19 protein-coding genes are annotated in these 22,107 nt (G+C 45.7%); 12 read left to right on the top strand and 7 right to left on the bottom strand.

The annotated features are described in order from the left end of the window. Nucleotides 1–88: 88 nt before the first annotated feature. From AC5EF3_RS02155 to AC5EF3_RS02130, 6 genes are all read left to right on the top strand, one after another. Nucleotides 89–1,381, top strand: a complete 1,293-nt coding sequence (locus AC5EF3_RS02155) for a TAXI family TRAP transporter solute-binding subunit (RefSeq protein ID WP_493546850.1) — start codon at nucleotides 89–91, stop codon at nucleotides 1,379–1,381. A 439-nt stretch (nucleotides 1,382–1,820) separates the two neighbouring features. Then, a complete protein-coding gene (gene sucC / locus AC5EF3_RS02150) occupies nucleotides 1,821–3,017 on the top strand; it encodes an ADP-forming succinate--CoA ligase subunit beta (RefSeq protein WP_015828077.1) in 1,197 nt (398 codons plus the stop codon). 5 nt (nucleotides 3,018–3,022) lie between these two features. Further along, on the top strand, nucleotides 3,023–3,925 hold the full coding sequence (gene sucD, locus AC5EF3_RS02145) for a succinate--CoA ligase subunit alpha (protein ID WP_015828076.1): 903 nt from the start codon (nucleotides 3,023–3,025) through the stop codon (nucleotides 3,923–3,925). 78 nt (nucleotides 3,926–4,003) lie between these two features. Then, on the top strand, nucleotides 4,004–7,018 hold the full coding sequence (locus AC5EF3_RS02140) for a 2-oxoglutarate dehydrogenase E1 component (RefSeq protein ID WP_015828075.1): 3,015 nt from the start codon (nucleotides 4,004–4,006) through the stop codon (nucleotides 7,016–7,018). Between the two features lie 33 nt (nucleotides 7,019–7,051). Then, nucleotides 7,052–8,554: a 2-oxoglutarate dehydrogenase complex dihydrolipoyllysine-residue succinyltransferase gene (odhB, locus tag AC5EF3_RS02135; protein WP_493546849.1), complete on the top strand. Its 1,503-nt coding sequence runs from the start codon at nucleotides 7,052–7,054 to the stop codon at nucleotides 8,552–8,554. A gap of 77 nt (nucleotides 8,555–8,631) precedes the next feature. Further along, the gene (locus AC5EF3_RS02130; protein ID WP_493546848.1) at nucleotides 8,632–9,099 is read left to right on the top strand and encodes a DMT family transporter; all 468 of its coding nucleotides are present in this window, start codon (nucleotides 8,632–8,634) and stop codon (nucleotides 9,097–9,099) included. A gap of 5 nt (nucleotides 9,100–9,104) precedes the next feature. On the opposite strand, the gene AC5EF3_RS02125 is transcribed toward AC5EF3_RS02130, so the two are convergent. Then, nucleotides 9,105–10,241 (bottom strand): acyltransferase family protein, encoded by a 1,137-nt coding sequence (locus AC5EF3_RS02125; protein WP_493546847.1) that lies wholly within the window; start codon nucleotides 10,239–10,241, stop codon nucleotides 9,105–9,107. A gap of 204 nt (nucleotides 10,242–10,445) precedes the next feature. Between AC5EF3_RS02125 and AC5EF3_RS02120 the strand changes: the two genes are divergently transcribed. The 3 genes from AC5EF3_RS02120 to lpdA all read left to right on the top strand — a co-directional run bounded on the left by AC5EF3_RS02120 (nucleotide 10,446) and on the right by lpdA (nucleotide 13,331). After that, nucleotides 10,446–11,294 carry a LytR/AlgR family response regulator transcription factor gene (locus AC5EF3_RS02120; protein WP_015828071.1) on the top strand — a complete coding sequence of 283 codons (849 nt, stop codon included), beginning with the start codon at nucleotides 10,446–10,448 and terminating at the stop codon, nucleotides 11,292–11,294. An 86-nt stretch (nucleotides 11,295–11,380) separates the two neighbouring features. Next, complete coding sequence (locus AC5EF3_RS02115) at nucleotides 11,381–11,737, top strand: hypothetical protein (RefSeq protein WP_015828070.1); 357 nt, start codon at nucleotides 11,381–11,383, stop codon at nucleotides 11,735–11,737. Between the two features lie 196 nt (nucleotides 11,738–11,933). Beyond that, the gene (gene lpdA, locus AC5EF3_RS02110; protein WP_493546846.1) at nucleotides 11,934–13,331 is read left to right on the top strand and encodes a dihydrolipoyl dehydrogenase; all 1,398 of its coding nucleotides are present in this window, start codon (nucleotides 11,934–11,936) and stop codon (nucleotides 13,329–13,331) included. Between the two features lie 65 nt (nucleotides 13,332–13,396). Here the strand turns inward: lpdA and AC5EF3_RS02105 are convergent, their stop codons facing one another. The 5 genes from AC5EF3_RS02105 to AC5EF3_RS02085 form a co-directional block, all read right to left on the bottom strand. Continuing rightward, the gene (locus AC5EF3_RS02105; RefSeq protein ID WP_015828068.1) at nucleotides 13,397–13,705 is read right to left on the bottom strand and encodes a winged helix-turn-helix domain-containing protein; all 309 of its coding nucleotides are present in this window, start codon (nucleotides 13,703–13,705) and stop codon (nucleotides 13,397–13,399) included. A gap of 8 nt (nucleotides 13,706–13,713) precedes the next feature. Further along, nucleotides 13,714–14,334, bottom strand: a complete 621-nt coding sequence (locus AC5EF3_RS02100) for a hypothetical protein (protein ID WP_493546845.1) — start codon at nucleotides 14,332–14,334, stop codon at nucleotides 13,714–13,716. 111 nt (nucleotides 14,335–14,445) lie between these two features. Further along, nucleotides 14,446–14,958, bottom strand: a complete 513-nt coding sequence (locus tag AC5EF3_RS02095; protein ID WP_493546844.1) for a SixA phosphatase family protein — start codon at nucleotides 14,956–14,958, stop codon at nucleotides 14,446–14,448. A 48-nt stretch (nucleotides 14,959–15,006) separates the two neighbouring features. Next, nucleotides 15,007–15,357: a HopJ type III effector protein gene (locus tag AC5EF3_RS02090; protein ID WP_493546843.1), complete on the bottom strand. Its 351-nt coding sequence runs from the start codon at nucleotides 15,355–15,357 to the stop codon at nucleotides 15,007–15,009. Continuing rightward, nucleotides 15,350–16,312, bottom strand: coding sequence for a DMT family transporter (locus AC5EF3_RS02085; RefSeq protein ID WP_493546842.1), 963 nt, complete (start codon nucleotides 16,310–16,312; stop codon nucleotides 15,350–15,352). The genes AC5EF3_RS02090 and AC5EF3_RS02085 overlap by 8 nt, the downstream gene beginning before the upstream one ends. A gap of 269 nt (nucleotides 16,313–16,581) precedes the next feature. Here AC5EF3_RS02085 and AC5EF3_RS02080 point away from each other — a divergent pair, with 269 nt between their 5' ends. From AC5EF3_RS02080 to AC5EF3_RS02070, 3 genes are all read left to right on the top strand, one after another. Further along, nucleotides 16,582–16,953, top strand: coding sequence for a VOC family protein (locus AC5EF3_RS02080; RefSeq protein WP_493546841.1), 372 nt, complete (start codon nucleotides 16,582–16,584; stop codon nucleotides 16,951–16,953). Nucleotides 16,954–17,036: 83 nt separating this feature from the next. Then, nucleotides 17,037–18,380 carry an alkaline phosphatase family protein gene (locus AC5EF3_RS02075; RefSeq protein ID WP_493546840.1) on the top strand — a complete coding sequence of 448 codons (1,344 nt, stop codon included), beginning with the start codon at nucleotides 17,037–17,039 and terminating at the stop codon, nucleotides 18,378–18,380. Between the two features lie 311 nt (nucleotides 18,381–18,691). After that, on the top strand, nucleotides 18,692–21,001 hold the full coding sequence (locus AC5EF3_RS02070) for a DEAD/DEAH box helicase (RefSeq protein ID WP_493546839.1): 2,310 nt from the start codon (nucleotides 18,692–18,694) through the stop codon (nucleotides 20,999–21,001). 41 nt (nucleotides 21,002–21,042) lie between these two features. On the opposite strand, the gene AC5EF3_RS02065 is transcribed toward AC5EF3_RS02070, so the two are convergent. Beyond that, nucleotides 21,043–21,999 carry a tyrosine recombinase XerC gene (locus AC5EF3_RS02065; protein ID WP_493546838.1) on the bottom strand — a complete coding sequence of 319 codons (957 nt, stop codon included), beginning with the start codon at nucleotides 21,997–21,999 and terminating at the stop codon, nucleotides 21,043–21,045. Between the last annotated feature and the right edge of the window lie 108 nt (nucleotides 22,000–22,107).

Here is a 22,107-nt window from a genome sequence, read left to right as displayed (position 1 = left end):
ATCATGTTTCATCTGGATTTTGAACGTGAAACAGAGATAAGGTCACATCTGGCATAACTTAGGCTTCGTTGAGTGGGATTGAATAGATATGCAGGCTTTCCTTAAGCGCTTTTGGTGGACGATTTTTGTTGTCATTATTGGCATTTGGGGGCTTTTTAGTCTTATTGAACCGCCACCACCTAAAACGATAACGATGGCTTCGGGTGCTTTGGGCGGCGAATATAGTGCGACTGCTGCAGCTTATAAAAAACAGCTGAATGAAATCGGAGTTGAGCTGGAAATCGTCCAGTCATCGGGTTCTGTTGATAATCTTGATCGATTATTGTCCGGCGAGGTAGAAGCCGCGATTGTGCAAACAGGGATTGCGGCTGCTGGTCACGGGGATAATCTGTATTCTCTTGGCGCTATTTATTATGAACCTCTTTGGGTGTTCATTCGTTCGGACCAGCAATTAGTAGATTTGCGTGGCCTTGCGGGTAAACGTGTCGCTGTTGGTAGCGAAGGGTCGGGGACGCGTGCGCTTGCGAATGTCATATTGGCTGACAATGGTTTGACTACAGACAATTATTCAGCCGTAGATGTTGGAGGCGATGCTGCCGCTCTGCAATTGCTAGAAGGACGTATCGATGCTGCTATTCTCGTGGCTGGACCCGAAGCGATCTGGATCAAGAAACTCATGCGCACACCAGGCGTACAGCTCGTTTCTATAGAGCGTTCTCTCGCTTATGCGCGTCGCCATCCATACTTAAAGGACATTATACTTCCCGACGGTGCTTTAAGCTTAAAGGAAGATTTGCCTGCAAGGGATGTAAAGCTTGTATCGCCTGTCGCGCAGGTTGTTGTGAGGAAAGATCTTCATCCAGCAATTCAAGCGGTGCTGTTGGATGCGATGAATACCAGTCACAAAGGCGGCACATTGTTGAATGCACCGGCATCATTTCCAACACCCATTTTTGCTGATTTGCCACTGTCAAAAGAAGCATCGCGTTATTATGAGCGCGGTCCATCATTTCTAAGGCGATATTTTCCGTTTGGTGTTGCCAACTTTCTGGATAGAGCATGGGTTTTGTTGATCCCGATGATCACATTAATGGTGCCAATTGTGAGAGCAGGACCGCCAATTTACAGATGGAGAATACGTCGTAAAATTTATGTTTGGTATAGAGATTTGCGCACACTGGAAGCAGAAGGTCGCCTAGCTCAAACAGATAGTGAGCGACGCGCGATACGTCGGAAACTCGTCGAACTGCAAGCTGATACGGCGAAGGTGGAAGTGCCAGATAGTTACACAGATGATTTGTATCGTTTGCGTGCGCATATCCGCTTTGTTGCAGAGCTTTTGGATAATCACGGGATAGAGGATGCGGCGGCTTGGATTTAATCGTGTAAGGACTAATTTTTGCTACATGATTTGTGCTTTGATGGTTTCCTTTTGCTGCTAATTTCTGGTCGAGTTTTGGCTAATTTTGAAGCCAAACTGTAACAATAAAGTGGTGTCTAAAATGGTCGATTTAGTCGCGTAAAAAGCACCAGCGAAGCCTTGATTCTAGAGGTAAATAGGAGTGTGTTCTGATGCGATTGTTCGGTTTTTGCCGTTGATTTGGAAAAAAAGTCATACGCGGACTGAAAAAAAATAATTTTTTTTGAGTCATCCGTTTGCGACAGAATAGGCGTGTTAGCGCTAACGAATTACCTAACAGTTAATCAGGCCTTAATAATCCTCTTCAAGTACACCAATGTCCGGTTGTCAGCGGGGGGCTGAGTGATATAAACGGCCTCTAATTAGGGGCTATTTCCTCGCTTAGCTTAGGCGGTTTTCTATGAATATTCACGAGCATCAGGCTAAGGCCGTTCTCAAAGAGTTTGGCGCGCCCGTCGCTGACGGTGTTGCTATTTTTTCAGCAGATGAAGCGGCAGCTGCGGCTGACAAACTTCCAGGCCCGTTATGGGTTGTAAAATCCCAAATCCACGCCGGTGGCCGTGGTAAGGGTAAATTTAAAGAAGCTGAAGCTGGCGAAAAGGGCGGTGTACGTCTGGCCTTCTCTAAAGAGGATGTCATTTCTAACGCAGCTCAAATGCTAGGCAACACTTTGGTCACGCACCAAACGGGGCCAGCTGGAAAGCAAGTGAACCGCCTTTACATCGAAGACGGCGCAGACATTAAAACAGAACTTTATCTGTCTCTTCTTGTCGACCGTGCATCTGGTCAGCCAGCATTTGTGGCTTCGACTGAAGGTGGAATGGATATTGAGGAAGTTGCGGAATCAACTCCTGAGAAAATCCTGACAATTACAATTGATCCGGTTGCTGGCGTAACTGACGCTGTTGCTGAGTCTCTTTGTGACGCTCTGGGCTTAGAAGGCACAGCGCGTGAGGACGGAATTGCTCTTTCAAGAATTCTTTACAAAGCATTCACTGAAAAAGACATGGACATGCTGGAAGTGAACCCGCTGATCGTTATGGAAAACGAGCGTCTGCGTGTTCTGGATGCTAAAATGTCTTTTGATGGAAACGCATTGTTCCGTCACCCAGACATTATGGAATTGCGCGACAAGACAGAAGAAGACGAAAAAGAAATCGAAGCTTCTGAATGGGACCTTGCGTACATCGCGCTTGAGGGAACAATTGGTTGTATGGTGAACGGTGCTGGTCTTGCTATGGCCACAATGGACATCATCAAGCTTTACGGCGAAGAGCCAGCTAACTTCTGTGATGTTGGTGGTGGTGCGAACGCTGAAAAAGTGGCAGCTGCTTTCAAAATCATTATGAAAGACCCAGCTGTTAAAGGTATCTTGGTCAACATTTTCGGTGGCATCATGAAATGTGATGTTATCGCTGAAGGTGTTCTTCAAGCCGTTAAAGAAACAAATCTTGCTGTTCCATTGGTTGTCCGCCTTGAAGGGACGAACGTGGAAAAAGGTAAAGAGATCATCGCCAACTCTGGTTTGAACGTGATCCCAGCAAACGACCTTGATGACGCTGCACAAAAAATTGTTGCTGCAGTGAAGGGAGCTTAAGTCACATGTCTATTCTTATCGACAAAAATACAAAGATCCTGACACAAGGTATGACTGGTAAAACCGGTTCATTCCACACAAACCAAGCTCTTGATTACTTCGGTACTCAAATGGTTGGTGGTATTCACCCGAAAAAAGGTGGCACAAACTGGACATCTGACAAAGGTCAGGAACTTCCAATTTTTGCTTCTGTTGCTGAAGGTAAAGAAAAAACAGGTGCTGATGCTTCTGTGATTTATGTGCCGCCAGCTGGTTGTGGTGCTGCTATCATCGAAGCTATCGAAGCTGAAATCCCATTGATCGTTTGTATCACTGAAGGTGTTCCAGTACTCGACATGGTTGATGTGAAAGCCAAGCTCGACAAATCAAAGTCACGTTTGATCGGACCTAACTGTCCAGGTCTTATGACACCTGAGCAATGTAAAATCGGTATTATGCCAGGTTCTATATTCAAAAAAGGTAGCGTGGGAGTGGTTTCACGTTCAGGGACGCTGACATACGAAGCTGTTTATCAGACAAGTGTTGAAGGCCTTGGTCAAACTTCTGCGGTTGGTATCGGTGGTGACCCTGTTAAGGGAACCGAGTTTATTGACGTTTTAGAAATGTTCTTGGCTGACGATGAAACAGAATCCATCATCATGATCGGTGAAATCGGTGGTTCAGCCGAAGAAGAAGCCGCTCAATTCTTGAAGGATGAAGCTAAAAAAGGTCGCAAAAAGCCTATGGTTGGCTTTATCGCGGGTCGTACTGCACCTCCAGGCCGGACTATGGGCCACGCTGGTGCAATTGTATCTGGTGGTAAAGGTGGCGCTGAAGACAAAATCGCAGCAATGGAAGAAGCAGGCATTACTGTTTCACCAAGTCCTGCACGTCTCGGTGTGACAATGACTGAAGTGCTTAAGGGCTAAAGTAACGAAACCACAAGGCGGCCAGGCGGGAGCTTTAATATATCCAGTCTGGCCGGACTTGTTCTAAGGACGATAACCATGACGAGCCAGTCGGCATCGGCAGATAAAGAGCGTTCTCCAGAGAACGCTGCAATGTTGGATACAGATTTCCTCTCTGGAGGAAATGCAGTTTATATAGAGCAGCTTTATGCTCAGTATGTGGATGATGCAGCATCCCTTACGCCAGACTGGCAGAAATTTTTTGATGAGGTCGGTGATCCCGCACTTGCAACAAAGCAAGCCGCTGCTGGTCCTGCTTGGTCAAACAAAAACTGGCCAAAAGCAAAATCAGATGAATTGATTTCTGCGCTGGATGGGGATTGGGCCAAGATTGAGCCTGTCCTGAAATCCAAGCTTGAGGCGAAAGGCAAAACTGCGCCTGCTCCTGCTGGGGCTCCAGTTTCAGGTGGTGTCTCCAAAGAACAAGTTAATCAACAAGTTCAGGATTCCATCAAAGCTTTGATGATGATCCGTGCCTACCGTATTCGTGGGCATCTTGCGGCGAATCTTGATCCTCTTGGTATCGAAAAGCCAACTGAGCACCCAGAATTAGATCCAAAATCTTATGGATTTTCGGAAGCTGATATGGATCGTGAGATCTATATTGATCATGTGCTGGGGCTTGAATATGCCTCACCGCGTAAAATTCTGGAAATTCTGAGACGGACTTATTGTTCGACTTTCGGTGTGCAATTTATGCACATTTCTGACCCTGATGAAAAAGGTTGGCTTCAACAGCGTATTGAAGGCGAAGACAAAGAAATTGAGTTTACGCCGGAAGGCAGTATCGCGATTTTGACGAAGCTTCTCGAAGCTGAAACATTTGAGCGTTTCCTTCACAAGCGTTATCCGGGTACAAAACGTTTTGGTCTTGATGGTGGTGAGGCAGCTGTGCCAGCCCTTGAGCAGATCATTAAGCGAGGTGGTGCGCTGGGTGTCGATGAGATCATTCTTGGAATGCCTCACCGTGGTCGCTTGAACGTTCTTGCGGCTGTTATGGGTAAGCCATACCACATTATTTTCAACGAATTCCAAGGTGGAAACACACAAGGTGCTGAAGAATTTGGCTCTGGGGATGTGAAATATCACCTCGGTGCGTCTTCAGACCGTGAGTTTGACGGAAACAAGGTTCACTTGTCTTTGACAGCGAACCCATCTCACCTTGAAGCTGTGAACCCGGTTGTGCTTGGTAAAGCCCGTGCAAAACAAAGCTTTGACTTGCAAGAAGATCGTGCCGCCGAACGGACGAAGGTTATGCCTTTGCTACTACACGGTGATGCGGCATTTGCTGGTCAGGGTGTTGTTTCTGAGTGTTTCGCTTTGTCTGGTCTTTCTGGATATCGCACAGGTGGAACAATCCACTTTATCGTGAATAACCAGATTGGATTTACAACGAGCCCGAAATATTCTCGTTCGTCTCCTTATCCGACAGATGTTGCATTGCAAGTTCAAGCACCGATCTTCCACGTGAATGGTGATGATCCTGAAGCTGTTGTGCACGCTGCTAAAGTAGCGACAGAATACCGTCAGAAATTTGGTAAAGACGTCGTCATCGACATGTTCTGTTACCGTCGTTTCGGTCACAATGAAGGCGATGAACCCATGTTCACGCAGCCTTTAATGTATAATAAGATTAAAGGCCAAAAAACGACACGTGAGATCTATTCAGATGATTTGATCAAGCGCGGTGTTATTACTCAAGAAGGCGTCGATCAGATTGTTGCTGATCTTGAAGCTTTCCTTGATGAAGAGTTTGAAGCAGGTAAAACATATAAGGCTGACACTGCAGATTGGCTCGATGGAGCTTGGTCTGGTCTTGGTCTACCTGCTCAGGATGATCGTCGTGGTAAAACATCACTTGAGATGGAGCGCCTGAAAAATATTGGTGGTCAGCTCACACGCATTCCAAACTCTGTGAACGCACACAAGACTGTGAAAAAAGTGTATGATCAGCGTGCGAAAATGATCGCGACAGGTCAGGGTGTTGATTGGGCGACAGCTGAAATGCTGGCTTACGGGTCTCTTCTATCAGAAGGTTTCCCTGTTCGCTTGTCAGGTCAGGATTCCGGTCGTGGAACATTCTCTCAGAGACACTCTCACATTGTCGACCAGAAAACTGAGTTGCGTTACACGCCGCTTCGTTCTTTGCGTCATGAACAAGCTGATTATGAAGTCATAGATTCGCTTCTATCTGAAGAAGCTGTGCTTGGTTATGAGTATGGTTATTCTCTGGCTGCTCCGAATACTTTGACACTATGGGAAGCGCAATTTGGTGATTTCGCCAATGGGGCGCAGGTCGTATTTGACCAATTCCTATCTTGTGGTGAACGTAAATGGCTGCGTATGTCAGGTCTCGTCTGTTTGCTTCCTCATGGATATGAGGGGCAAGGGCCAGAGCACTCATCAGCGCGTCTTGAACGTTTCTTGCAGCTTTGTGCTCAAGATAACATGCAGGTCGCAAACTGTACGACGCCGGCAAACTATTTCCACATTCTACGTCGTCAGATTCACCGCGATTTCCGTAAACCGCTTATTCTAATGACGCCTAAATCTTTGCTGCGCCACAAATTGGCAACATCAGCATTGGTTGACATGGCTGAAGGATCTTCTTTCCACCGTGTCCTTTGGGATGATGCGGAAACAGAAGGCCGTAAAGCGAAGGTTGAATTGGTAAAAGACGATAAAATTCGTCGTGTTATCATGTGTTCCGGTAAAGTTTATTACGATCTTTTTGAAGAACGTGAAAAACGGGGCATCAATGATGTGTATCTATTGCGCCTCGAGCAGCTTTATCCATTTCCGGTTGGTCCACTAATGGATGAGTTGAAACGGTTCAAGAATGCAGACATGGTGTGGTGTCAGGAAGAGCCCAAAAATATGGGTGCTTGGACTTTCGTTGATCCAAATATAGAGCGTGTGCTTGAGCGACTTGAAGCTAAGTCAACGAGAGCGCGTTATGTAGGTCGAGCAGCTTCTGCTTCAACAGCGGCAGGTACTATGAGCCTACACAAAAAAGAACTAGCTGCATTTCTTGATGCGGCATTTGAAGAGTAACACGTCCGAATAGGACGTTTGAAGGAGGTCAAGATGGCCGATATTACGGTCCCAGTATTGGGCGAAAGTGTTACCGAAGCAACGGTTGGTTCTTGGTCAAAAGCGCCAGGTGATGCAGTCGCTAAGGATGAAGTGCTTGTTGAATTGGAAACTGATAAAGTTTCTGTTGAAGTATCAGCTGCTGAAGATGGTGTGTTGACAGAAATTTTGGCGAAAGAGGGTGATAACGTCGAGATTGGCGCACTTCTCGGACGTATCAGTGCTGGTGAGGGCGCTAAAGCAGAGCCAGCTTCTGCGCCGGCTGCTACATCAGCAGCACCTGCTGCATCAAGCGGCTCTGGTGAGCAAGTTAAAGTTGCTGTGCCTGCCATGGGCGAAAGTGTAACTGAAGGAACATTGTCACAGTGGTTGAAGCAACCTGGTGATGCTGTTGCTGTTGATGACCCGATTGCTGAAATTGAAACTGATAAGGTTGCGATAGAAGTGCCTGCTCCAGTTGCGGGTGTGTTGTCAGAGACGCTGATCGCAGAAGGTACAACCGTTGGAATTGGAACTGAGATTGCTATCATTGCAGCGGGTGCCTCTGCGAGCGCCGCTCCTGCTCCAGCTCCAGCTCCAGCATCTGCGCCAGCAGCTTCTTCTGCATCTGCAGATTCAAGCGCGGCTGTTGCGCCGTCTGTGCGTCGCATCTCAGCTGAGAATAATGTGAACCCATCTGATATTCCTGGAACTGGCCGCGATGGTCGTGCAACGAAAGGTGATGCATTGAATTTTGTTGCAAATGGCGGGTCTAAGCCTGCGCCAGCCGCTGCACCGTCTGCACCACGTGCAACAGGTCCACGTGAAGAACGTGTGAAAATGACACGTCTGCGTCAGACAATTGCACGTCGATTGAAAGAAGCTCAAAACACTGCAGCTATGCTGACAACATTTAACGATGTTGATTTGACTGAAGTCATGGCAATTCGTAAAAAGTACAAGGACTTGTTCTTGGAAAAACACGGTGTGAAACTTGGTTTCATGTCTTTCTTCACAAAAGCTGTGACGCACGCCCTTAAAGAACTTCCTGCAGTTAACGCTGAAATTGATGGGACAGATCTTATCTACAAAAACTACTACGACATTTCGATGGCTGTAGGGACAGACAAAGGTCTTGTGACACCAGTTGTTCGTGATGCTGACCAAATGAGTTTGGCGCAAATCGAAGCTGAAATTGGTCGTTTGGGCAAGCTTGCGCGTGATGGTAAATTGGCGATGTCTGACCTTCAGGGAGGTACATTCACAATTACAAATGGCGGTGTGTATGGCTCAATGATGTCAACACCAATTTTGAACCCACCACAATCTGGTGTGCTTGGTATGCACCGCATTGAGCAGCGTCCAGTTGCTATCAATGGTGAAGTTAAAATCCGTCCAATGATGTATCTGGCATTATCATATGACCACAGAATTGTGGATGGTAAGGAAGCGGTGACATTCTTGGTGCGCGTGAAAGAGAATTTGGAAGACCCAGAGCGTTTATTGCTTGACCTCTAAAGGTCAGATGGATTGAACGAATTGAAAAAGCTCCGCTGAATAAATTTTAGCGGAGCTTTTTGTATTTAGAGGCTGTTATGACGATTTCTAATTTTCTTATCGGTACAACATTGCTGATGTTAGCAGCGGGGTTTGGCATCCCAATGATGGCAAACCTGAACGCAGGCTTAGGTGTTCGTTTGTCGAATCCATTAGCTGCGGTCGTTGTACTGACGGGCGTAACTTTTTTGACCAGTAGTCTGGTACTTCTTGCTTCGGGTGGTATTGGTGACCTTCCAGTTATTGGGCACTTTAAAACTATTCCAACAGTCTATTTTCTAGGTGGTGTTTTATTTGTATTTTATATTACTTCAATCACGTGGGCTGCGCCACGAATTGGGGTTGGAAATGCGATTTTCATAATTCTGTTGGGGCAACTTCTCAGCGCAACGACCATCGATCATTTTGGGCTGTTTGGTGCTATAAAATCTACCATCACCCCCAAACGTGCACTTGGTTTATTGGTGATGGCAGTAGGTCTCTATCTTGCGCAAAAAGAAGTTTGATATCTCTAATTCAAACCAAATAATGGACGAATAGGCTTAATATATCGAATAATGCGTTCTAGCAGGAGGCAGCCAGCTGTTGTTATCACCAATACACCGGCAAATTCAGCCCATATTCCAAGGTTTAGTTGGGTGAGAATGTAACCAGCAGAGATGATAAGCGTTTGGTGTAAGATGTAGTATGGAAAAATTGCCTGATTAAGGTAGGTCAGCATTGTACTGGGCTTGTTCAGATAATGTTGAGCTGCACCAAGCAGAGTAACAATTACACCCCATGCATAATACACTTCCAAGCTATCTTCTAAATTGTCAGACATAAAACTAGGTGTGGGTATCCAGCCTTCAATCATTGCGTTTGCCCAAATCACAAGCGCGAGAACGCCAACACCCCAAAATTTCCAGCTTCTAGAGATTGCACGCCAAAATAGACTAGACTTTGCAACAGAAAACCCAATTAGAAATATTGTAAACCGATGCGCATGATTAGCCCAATCGTCGGATAGAGCATGTGTTGTAGGAAATAGTGGGTCTAGAAATATCGAAAATAGAATGAAAGGTAGAGGTATTATTACTAGCAGAGATAGGCCTAATATTATCGGCTGTTGGTGAAATGAAGGTTGATTGATGCGGGTGCTGAAATGCTTTAGCAGGGCATATATAGGTGTTAGAATTAGGGAGTACACCAATAGATAAATTACATACCATAAATGGTTCCATGTTGGTGTTGTCAGTGGAAGCGGATCATTGAAATTTAGATATATATGTTGCCAATAATGCAGCATGCCTTGTTCAATCAGTCCAGCTTGCCGCATTTGAAAATAGGATTGCGGCATGACGATCACAGCCATTCCAAACACCATAGGCAAACCTAAGCGATAGATACGTCGCCCCAAAAGACTGGATAAACTCATTTTATCCGCTGCAAACCGTAAAGCGACTCCAGATATAAAAAACAATAGAGCCAATCGCCATGGGTTGAGAAGCTCCATTAGCCATTCAGCTGATGTCGAAGCGTATTGGCTTTTTACATGCCAGTCCCAGCTCACATAAAACATGCCTACATGATAAAAAATCAACAGGGCAAATGCGATAACTCGCAACCAATCTAAATCATAACGGCGAGTATAGGATGTTGCTGTCATATGTTTTTTTCCATTCTTTTGATAAATCTGAATTCAGGAAAAAACGAGTTTTCATATTGCGCGAGTATGAAGTGATAGATTTTCGGATTTTTGTGATGAGAGGCGTGTCGGAATAAGTGTTGAGGGACAAATGGTGGGAATTTGGGGACGAAATTTGATGTGCGATACTTGTGCAAATCTGTTGTTCTAGGCACAAATGTGACCATGTCTCAAATTGATATTCAAAACGCACTCAGAACCGATCGTATTAGTGAACAAAATTCATCTATTGTATTTGCTGTTCTTATTTTGAGTTCATTCATAGTAAATGCGCTTTCGCGAAATGTAGACCATCAAATTTTAAGCGTTTCAACGAATGTGTTGCTTGCTTGGATTGATGAAGGAAGTAGCGCAATAGCAACTTGCTGCTTGTTACCACTATTGGGGTATTTTAACCGGATTCATCCAATAGCAGGTGTATCCAAAAGTGTCTGGATTCCAAAATATATTATAGCGAGCCTGGCTTTTTCTCTACTTCATATTTTGGGGATGAAATTAATTCGCCTAACTATTTATCCCATCGCCGTAGGGCAAGAATATTCGTTTCATGCCAATGTTTTTGAGACATTTTTCTATGAATATCGCAAAGATTTAATTACGTTTTCAATATTGATGTTGGGTTTCATGCTATCTAGGGAGTTGGAACATAAGAAGCTGGAGACGAGCGTTAATAGAGAAGATGCCAAGGAAAAAAAGAGAATTACAATTAAATGTGGTGGGCGTACGATATGGATCAATGCGGAAGATGTTATTTGGGCAAAGGCAGCTGCAAATTACGTAGAAATCCGTACCGCAGATAAAACATTATTGGCGCGTTCAACTTTGGCCAATATCGAAGAGCAACTTCAGGCCGCCGGAGTCGAGATATCCCGCGTGCATCGCTCTTATATTATTGATGCATCTAAAGTTAGGGAAATCTCACCAACAGGTGAGGGCGATGCTCGAATTCAAATGATAGATGATGAAATTATTCCCGGGAGCCGTCGATACAAAAATGCATGGCCATCTCATTGAATACTGGGACTATGCTCTGATGGTTTTCAATATGGATTCAGGTGTGTAAGGGATATGAGAAAAAGAACTCATTCAAGGGACTATTTATGCAATCTATTATCGCAACTTTTTTAGGGCTTATCGCGGCTGTAACTATTTTATTAATGGCCAAAGTTGCGGGTGTAGGAATGATTGTTGGTATTGGGTTGTGGATTCTGGCGCTATGGCTAGGCGTTTTTATTACAGTTTTTCTATGTCCTAAAAAGAATGCGACATGGCTGAAAAGTCACTTGCCTGCGTGGATTGTTGCAACGATTATCATTGTTCTTGGTGCATTAGTGTACGGCGCGATATTTGCGATATTTCCGCTTTGGATAAAAATCCCGATAGCATTTTTGATGTCGGCTGGGACAATGTGTATGATCTGGATTGCCCCAAAATTATCTAAGCGACCTTCTGTGTAGAGGCAGCAAAATTAGTGTTAGATTTACGAAACCTGTTGCAACATATCAGTTGAATGCAACTTTTTTTACAGGAACGGTATTTTATAGCGCTACCAAATCTCTTTGCGGCCTTAGGATATGTTGACCTTACCGCAAGCAAGTATAGGTTCGCGACAAATCGTTCAAATTCTGCCCAATTGCGGAAACAGGAAAAACAATGTCTGAGACTTTTGATGTCGTCATAATCGGAGCCGGCCCTGGTGGCTATAACTGTGCCATTCGTTGTGGTCAGTTGGGCTTGAAAACAGCAATAATTGAAAAATCTTCTACCCTTGGCGGAACATGTCTGAATGTTGGATGTATTCCTTCAAAAGCCATGCTTCACGCGTCTGAACTTTTTGATGAAGCAAAAAACAATTTTGCAAGCCTTGGCATTGAGACTGGCACGGTCAAATTGAACCTTCCTCAAATGCTTAAGCAAAAGGAAGAAGCGGTAAAGGGCCTGACTGAAGGTGTCGCTTTCTTGATGAAGAAGAACAAAGTCAAAGTCTTCAACGGTACAGGCCGCATTGCTGGTGCTGGTAAAGTGGTTGTTGAAGGCAAGGACGCGGCTGAACTTTCAGCAAAAAACATTGTGATTGCGACAGGCTCTGTTCCAACTAACTTGCCGAACATTGCTGTTGATGAAGAACGCATTGTGACGTCAACGGGCGCATTGAGCCTTTCTAGTGTGCCGAAGAAAATGATCGTTATCGGTGCTGGTGTTATCGGGCTTGAGCTTGGTTCCGTTTGGTCACGTCTTGGCGCAGAAGTAACTGTTGTTGAATATCTTGACCGCATCATTCCTGGTTCGGATATGGAAGTTGCTAAGACAGCTCAGAAAATTTTGACCAAGCAAGGCATGACGTTCAAACTCGGTCAGAAAGTGACTGGCGTTGAAAAACTAAAATCAAAACTGAAATTGACGATGGAGCCGGCACAAGGCGGTGACGCTGAAGTGATTGATGCTGATGTTGTTTTGGTCGCGATTGGCCGTAAGCCTTACACAGAGGGTCTTGGTCTTGAAACAGTTGGCATTACGCCAAACCAGCGCGGCGTCATTGAAAACAACCACTTTAAGACAGGCGCTGACGGCGTTTGGGTTATTGGTGACACAACAACTGGGCCAATGCTTGCGCACAAAGCTGAAGATGATGGCGCTGCTGTTGCTGAACTCATCGCGGGTAAAGCTGGTCATGTGAATTATGATCTCGTACCGGGTGTTGTTTACACAAGTCCTGAAATTGCTTGGGTTGGTAAGACAGAAGAAGATCTCAAAGCTGCTGGCGTGAAATACAAAGTGGGTAAATTCCCATTCATGGCAAACTCACGTGCACGCTGTAATCACACAACAGATGGTTTTGTGAAGATCATCGCAGATGCGGCAACTGATGAAGTGCTGGGTGCGCACATGGTTGGTACAGGTGTTGGTGAGATGATTGCCGAAGTTTGTATTGCTATGGAGTTTAAAGCTTCTTCAGAAGATATTGCGCGTACATGCCACGCACACCCAACGCAATCAGAAGCAGTTCGTCAGGCTGCGATGGGCGTTGAAGGTTGGACAATGCAAATGTAATACAGCTTTTAATACAGCTGATAATAAGAAGCCCGCGATTTTCTGATCGCGGGCTTCTTTGCTTATTATTCTGCTGCATCGAGCATGGACCTCATATGCGCAAGGTACGCTAGCCAAGCTTGTCGGCCTTTATCTGTCAGGATGGCTGTGGTTTGTGGCTTCTTGCCGACAAACTTTTTTTCGATAGTGATATAGCCAGCCTCTTCTAATTTTTTGAGTTGCACAGATAGATTACCGTCGCTTGCATTTACCTTGGCTTTTAATTCTCCAAATATGGCGGCGTGGGCTGTAGATAGATAGGCCATGACGCCTAAGCGAAGGCGAGAGTGAATGAGATCATTTATCTCGCCATGGTCAAATGGGTTCTCGCTCATTCTAAAGCTTATACCACTTCTTTTGGTTCACGGCGCATCATTATTGCTCCGGGTATTACACCGATGAGTAGTGTGGCTATTGCAGCGCCTAGATAAGCTTCGGCAGTTCCAATAAGTGCGGCCATTGTTACAGCAGCTGCAATTCCACCAAGACCTGCAAACCGTTTCCAGCTTGCTTTTTCCATGCCTGCTTCAACCATGTATACGACGCCATATGAGAAGAAGGCGATAATGGGCAGCATATCAAAAACAATGGGGGATATGTTTCTAAAGTATGCGGCGAAGGAAAGGGCAATCCAGATTGAGAACATGGCGGGAGAGGCCGTTGTCCAAAACAGTCGTGTCACGCGGTTGCTCGCTGAACCCTGTCCCGGTTTGGAATGGGATGATCGAGAAAGCAGGAAAATAGCAATTGGTGATAGTAACGCAAACCCCAACCAGACGATTGCGAGTGTTGATAATGGAAGTCCAATCACTCCGCTTGCTATGGCCCAATGTGCTGTTAGAGCAATCGCACCAAGGCAGCCAAAAGTAATGTAGTAGCGCCCATTCACATTTGGCGCAGCGGCACCTTCTTCTGCAAGTGAGCGTAAATATCCAAGGTCGTTTATTGCATTTGATGTTGACATGACTTCTCTCAAGTAAAGAACTTTAAAATATAAAGTACATGTTTATCGATAAACGTCAAACACTATTTAGCTAGTGCCTGTGGGAGAGACGAAATGTCGTGAGATAGGGTGTTAGGAAGGGGGTGTGTAGGGCAGCATTTCTAAGTGAGTGTCACCGTCAGAATGCAGCGTTACTTTGTAGAGCCGGTCAAAATCACTTTCTTTAAGCGGTGGAACTTCGCGTTTTATGAGAATGCTGACTAATTGAGGCGTTGTATTGCTGTGCCCAACAATGAGATATGTGCCTTGCTTGGCGTTTATCATCTGCGCGACGTCTTCAAGATCATTGCCTGCATAGGATGTGAGGCTAACTAACCCTGATTGAGCGAAGACCGGCGCAGCTGTTTCAGTCGTGCGCCGATAGGGTGTTGAATATATTGCGTCAAATTTTACGTCATTTAGCAGCTGGGCAAGATAAGTTGCGCGGGCTTGTCCTTGCAGGTTGAGGCTTGGATCCTTCGTGCCGTCATTTTCTTTTTCAGCATGGCGAACTAAATACACGGTCGTAATATTGTCGACAGGCGTATGCATTGCGCAGGCATTGAGAAACAAGGCTATCGTTATTCCAAACAGAATTTTCTTCAAAGGCTTGATCCTCAATGCTCGAATGGGTTGATCCAGTGTGATGTAAGGCTATTTGAGTTTCAAAGGAAAGCTCTCAAACTCAACATCAACCGAATTGTTATTTACGACGGTTCTTAAGTTAAAATGGTTCTCTGCGTTGGGTGTATTTAGCACATCTCTATAGTGCTGACCAAAAGAGAGCAGCGTTTGTTCTGTGGTAAGGTTAAGCAGCTTTTGGAGGGCGAAAATTTTACAGCTCCCTTGGTTTTCAGAAGCGTTATTCTCAACTTTGCCATTTGTGAAAGCCGTTGGCGTAAATTCATACCAAGTTTCAATGAATTCTAATGTCGTTTCGAACATAAAATCAGGGGCTTTAAGGGCCGTGATAAAGTTTTGCTGAGCAGAAGAAAAATTAGTCATATTCGGTGTCTCTTTTGATGTTCGATTTAGGTGAAGTTTGTTCTTGTTTAGGCATCATGACGAGTATCATTGCGCCCGAAATTGCGAATACAAGTGCGATAAAATGTGGCCAACCAAAGGGTTCATTTAATATCCATACCGCTAGAATGGCCGTTACTGCCGGACCTAGACCGCCCAAAGCGCTGGTTAGACCTGGGCCTATGCGTGAAATTGCTTCAGACATGGCAAAGGCTGGAATTGCTGTACAGAAAATCGCAAGAAAGATCCCATAACAGAAGATTTCGGTTGATATTTCTATCTGTTCAATACCCAAACTCGCTTCGCATATGAAGTGTATCATGATTGCGATTGCAGCTGCTGACATGGCAATTGATGTGAAAAGAGGTGAGCCGATTGCCGTTATGGTTGCTTTGGATAGAGTGACATAGGCTGCAAACAAAATGGCGGCGAGGAGTACAAGACTAGCACCCCACAATGCTGAATTACCAAATTGCTGATGTTCTGGTCCAATAAGAATGGCGACACCAACATATGAAAATGCCAGCGCAGTTATGTGTCGGATTGTGAGTTTGTCTTTTAAGAATATCCAAGCAAAAAGAGCTGTAAAAGTTGGATATAAAAACAGTATCAATCGCTCTAATTGTGCAGAAATATAGTGCAGACTTTCAAAGTCCAACCATGTGCAAACATAATAACTCAATATCCCTAATCCGCATGTTTGGAAGATGCGAGTTGGAGTTAGGGCAATACCTTTATGTTTTTGCTTGCGCCACGCTAAAAAGCCGACAGTTATAAAAATAGGTAGTGAAAAACCCATTCTTAAAACCATCATCAGCTCGACACTAGCACCCTGGATAAATGCCAATTTGATAACGAGTGCTTTTGTAGAAAACAAAGTGGCACCAATAGCGGCGAGCGCGAAACCGACAAGTTGATTGGATGGTTTGAAAGTCATGGTTCAATTTCCGCTTTGAAAAATAAGACTGCGAAACATTTGGAACCAAAATTTGTCGGTCGTGGATGTTCCACAGCCGACAACAGACACGCTAGTCGACCGCTCCTATATCAGGAGCAGCTTCCAGATGACTGAAGGGGATGAATAATAGGTCATTTGGATGGCTTATTATTCCTATTCGAAATGGTCAACCTACGTCTTCAAAGTTTGAGGTTGTTTCTATCTCCTAGAAATTGTGTATGGTTAATTATAACAGAAGGAGATTGGGCATGGAATTGGGTTTGTTCTCATTAAGTTTGACGGTAAAAGACCTTCAAATATCTAAAGCTTTCTATGAGAAATTAGGGTTTGAGGTTTTTGGAGGACATGAGGAGCAAGGTTGGTTGATTTTAAAAAATGGCCAGACGATTATTGGCATATTTGAAGGTATGTTTGATAAAAATATGCTGACCTTTAACCCAGGTTGGGATGCCGAAACCAACACACTTCAGACATTCACTGACGTTCGCGATATACAGAAAGATCTGAAGAAGAATGGGGTGGAATTAACGACGCAAGCTGATGAAACGACGACTGGTCCAGCCAGCTTTATTGTGATCGACCCTGACGGGAATCCCATTTTAATCGATCAGCATGTTTAAATTGCATTCAGTGCGAGCCATGTCATCACGATGTCACGGGGTGGAATTACTGTTTCATGTAATTTTTCATTCTTAGGTGATTCATGCCACATCAATTTAGGTTCTCAAGTTTATTAGCTATTCTCTTTTTGGGGTTAGCGACTTGTACGACAACTCCTGAAAATACGACATCAATATCAGAGGTGGTTGATGGTTATGAAAATGCTCACTCAGAGCGTTCAACTGTCATTTTGATCGGCTTAGATGGTTTGAGATGGGATGGTGTAGATAGAGCAGATACGCCCAATATTGATAGTCTGGTCCAGCGTGGTGTGCGGGCCAAGGGGATGCAACCCGTCTTTCCTTCCAAGACATTTCCTAATTTCTACGCTTTAGCGATTGGATTGCATCCTGAAAATCACGGCTTTCTAGTCAACCGTCCTTATGATCCAGTTTTTGACGAGACCTTTACTAATGATAGTTCATCCGTTGAAAAATGGTGGGATGACGGTGTTCCAATTTGGAATATACTTGAATCACAAGGCGTGCGTACCGCCACTGCTGGTTGGGTTGGGTCCGAAGCCAGTATCAATGAAATTGGTCCGACATATTCAATTGCCTATTCAAACCTAATGACGAAATTTCCGCACGAACGTGTTAATATGGTTTTGGAGCATTTGGACCGCGCAGGCGATGCTCGCCCTCATTTTATTACGCTTTATCATGATGATATTGACGTGAACGCACATCGTTTTGGCGTTGACTCGCCAGAAGAAAAAGCCGCCATTTCACGAATGGATGGTATGGTTGGCAAGCTTCTGGATGGCTTAAAAGAGCGTGAGATACTAGAAGAAACAAATATAATCATCGTATCAGATCACGGCATGTTGAATGTTGATTTTGAAAAGAAGATCTATCTTGATGATTATATTGACGTGTCATTGGTGCGGGAACGTAATCTTGATTTAGGGCCGTTTGCGGCGATTTGGCCATTAAATGCCAATGATACACCAATGTTACTTGCTCAATTGCAAAACGCTCATCCGCACATGATGGCTAGGCTTGGCGAAGAGGTCTACACGCACAGACCTGAAGGTTCAGCACCGCATGATAGAACACCGCCGATCATGGTGACGATAGATCCCGACTGGTTTGTGACAACGCGAAATGCTGAAGTCAAAGCAAAGGAACGCGGTTGGACAGCAAGCCCTAAAGGTAATCATGGATATTTAAACACGTTAAGGGATATGCATGCGACCTTCATTGCAGCGGGCCCTGCGTTTAAATCGGGTGAAACAATTGATGTGTTTGAGAACGTCAACGTTCACGGAATGATTGCAGATATTCTAGCTGTTGAACCGGCTCAAACGGATGGAAGTCCTGAAGTGTGGCGCAAGCCATTTTCAGAAGAATTTCTCTCAGTATTGGAAACATCTTCGAAAAAATAACTACTTGTTAGATCAAATCGAAGTCAGGTGTTGTTTCGTCTTTGCACAATTGCATGGCAGCATCCCACTTGACTTATCTGATGAAGTCTAGCATACGGCCGACTGCGATGCGTTTCCACAAAACGCATGGGTAAGACTGGCAGCGTGAAGCACGCGCGGGAGAAATCCGCACTTGAGCTGGCCCCCTGAGACGCACATTCCACAAACGCCCCAATTCACGCGGGTCGTCTCTTTAACGAGCGCCCGTGCGCCTTTCTGATGAGAAAGGGGCCTGATTATATTTTGCGTTCACATGTATGCGAAAGTAAATCGTGACAAAATTTTCTGATTTTGATCTGGCTAGTCCAGTCCTTAAAGCCTTGGATAAAGAAGGCTACGAAACACCGACTCCAATTCAAGCACAAGCTATTCCATTGGTTATGGAAGGCGGCGATATTCTAGGTATCGCTCAAACAGGTACAGGTAAAACAGCAGCTTTTGCTTTGCCGCTTCTTCACCACCTTTGTAAACTTCCAGACATGCCCGGTCCTGGTGCTGTGCGTTGCCTTGTTATTGCGCCAACGCGTGAACTTGCGAGCCAGATTGCTGAAGCATTCAGCAAATATGGCCAATGTCTTTCATTGCGCGTACTGAAAGTTTTCGGTGGTGTTCCTATTCGTAAACAAATGCGTGATCTACACCGTGGTGCAGACGTTTTAGTTGCAACACCGGGTCGTTTGATTGACTTGATGGAGCAGGGCGCTGTTGATCTTTCTTACGTCGAGAAACTTGTTCTTGATGAAGCAGACCAAATGCTTGATCTTGGGTTTATTCACCCATTGCGCCGTATTGCTGCTGCTGTTCCAAAAGAACGCCAAACATTGTTCTTTTCTGCGACAATGCCATCAAACGTGTCAGGGCTGGCAAACCAATTTTTGACAAACCCGAAAAAAGTGTCGATTGCTCAAGAGTCTACAACTGCTGAGCGCGTGACACAGACTATGTCTCACGTGAACCAAGCACAAAAAGGTCCATTGCTTCTTGTGAACTTACAAGATGAATCAATTGACCGTGCATTGGTGTTTACGCGTACCAAACATGGTGCAGACAAAGTTGTTTCTAAATTGATGAATGCTGGTATCCGTTGTGGTGCTATCCACGGAAACAAATCTCAAGCTCAGCGTGAACGCGCTTTGAAAGCATTTCGTAATGGTGATTCAAAAGTGCTTGTGGCAACTGATATTGCAGCGCGTGGTATTGATGTCCCGGGCGTATCGCACGTGTTCAACTATGAAATTCCAAACGTACCAGAGCAATATGTTCACCGTATTGGGCGGACTGCGCGTGCAGGGCGTGAAGGTAAAGCGATTTCTTTTGTGTCTCGTGACGAAAAGAAATACTTGCTTGATATTCAACGTCAAATCCGTATGAAAATTCCTATCGTGGATCTTCCAGAAGGATTTATCGACCAAGCTGAAGAAATCACTGCAAATGCCACCCCTGTTATTGAAGAGCGTCCACGTGGACGCGGCGGCAGAGATGGTGCACGTGGTGGACGCGATGGTGGACGCGGCGGTCGTGACGGTGGCCGTGGTGGTCGCGATGGCGGACGTGGCGGACGTGATGGTGGTCGTGGTCGCTCAGAAGGTCGTGGTGGTCGCGATGGCGGCGGTTACAAAGGGCGTGATGATCGTCCACAGCGTGAAGATCGCCCTCAACGTGAAGAACGTCCATTCCGTGCTGAAGCAAGTTCAGAGCCTCGCTATGAAGGTCGTCAAGATCGCTTTAAGCGTTCTGAAGGTGGGGAACGTCAAGAGCGTCCAAACCGTGATGACCGTTTCGCACGACGCGAACGTCCTGAAGGTGAGCGTTCTGAAGGTAGATCAGAAGGACGCCGTGATAACCGTAGCGAAGGCCGTGGTGGATACCAAGGTCGCCGTGAAGGTGGTCGTGAAGAAGGCCGTGGTGGATACCAAGGACGCCGTGAAGGTGGTCGTGAAGAAGGCCGCGGTGGCTATCAAGGTCGCCGTGAAGGTGGTCGTGAAGAAGGTCGTGGCGGTTATCAAGGTCGTTCTGAAGGTGGTCGCAACGAAGGTCGCGGTGGCTATCAAGGACGCCGTGAAGGTGGACGTGATGAAAGTCGTGGTGGATACCAAGGCCGTGATGGTGGTGATCGTAGACCGCCTAACCGTGATGAACGTATGGCAGGTGAGCGTCCTCCAAGTCGTGGATATGAGGGATCAAACCCGCGTCCTCGTACAAACTATGATAAAACACGCGCTGCTGATGGTCGTTCATGGGGTAATGATCGCAAAGAAGGTGGCCGTTCTGAGGGCGGCCGTTCTGAGGGCGGAGAGCGCACTTGGAATAAGAAAAAGTCTGCCGATGGTGAGCGCAAGCAAACACCACGCGGGCGTTCTGAGCGTCCAACTTACCCAGGTAAAGGCGGCGGTTCTAACCGTGCTGATGGTGAAGGTAATGGAAACCGTTTCAAGAAACGTGGTCCACGGTCTGAAGATGGACCGGATTTCCGCCGCAATGATGGTGGTTTTAGCTCGCCTAAGAAACCTAGTGGCAATGGAGCTAAACGCAGTGGACCATCTGATGGCAAACCGCGCCGTAAACCAAGCTTTGCTCGCTAAGTTTTAGCGACTAAAAATACAATAAATTCAGCCCATTCTTGCTAAGCGCGAGGATGGGCTGCTTTGTGTATGGCTTTCAATCTGTCTGCTTCTACGCCTGTATATATTTGGGTTGATGATAGGCTGGCATGTCCAAGTAAAGTCTGGATTGAGCGCAAGTCTGCCCCATTGGCAAGGAGGTGTGTTGCAAATGAGTGGCGCAGAGCATGGGGGGTGGCTGTATCTGGTAAACCCATGCTAATACGCAGTTTTTCAATGAGTTTTTGAATAATGCGAGGATTGAGTTTCTTGCCTTTTACCCCGCGAAATAGCGGGCCTTCTTCATCGCTTAAAAATGGGCGCTTTTCATAATATACATTGAGCGCATCGCGTACTGCAGGGATAAGCGGAACAAGACGTACCTTATTTCCTTTACCTTGAATGCGCAAAATATCTCTTGCTGGAACATCGGCATCGGTTAAGGAAAGCGCTTCTGAAATACGAAGTCCAGCACCATACATGAGCGCGACCATGGCGGCATCTCGTGCAGCAATCCAGGGCTCAACATCTTGATTTTCAACCTCTTTTAAAAGGTTTTTTGCAATCTCTTGCGAGACTGGGCGAGGCAGGCGTTGCGGACGTTTGGGAGCTTTGACCATCTGGATGCGAGCATTAGGCTTATCAAGCTGGTGATCTAGATATTTAAAAAATGCGCGTACAGCTGATAATGCGCGGCTGATAGATGTGGCCTGTAAATCATCATTGGCGCGGCGAAATGCAAGCCAAGCGCGCACATCACTGGGTGTTAGATTGACAAGGTCATTGACGTGCGCTTCGCCGCCTAAATGGTTGACTAAGAACCCAAGGAAATTTCCCACATCGCGGCGATAGCCGTCTATCGTGTGTTCAGACATTCTTCGTTCGTGGGTGAGGTGTTCCACGAAGGCATATAGCGCCTGCGAAGCTGTGTTCGGGGCGTGTGCATGTGTGTGCGTGTGTGTAGAAATTGTGTTGTCCATATCGATATTGTGCCGTGTTGAAGTTAATTCAGTGTGGACGCAGTGTCGAATGGGTGCAGGTTTTCTGTTGGAAAAATGCGAATGGTGCTTGTCGCGGCTTCATCAACA

This window comes from Hirschia sp., assembly GCF_058892565.1.
Note: the sequence above shows the minus strand (reverse complement) of the source record. Positions and strands in the feature narration are given on the sequence as shown.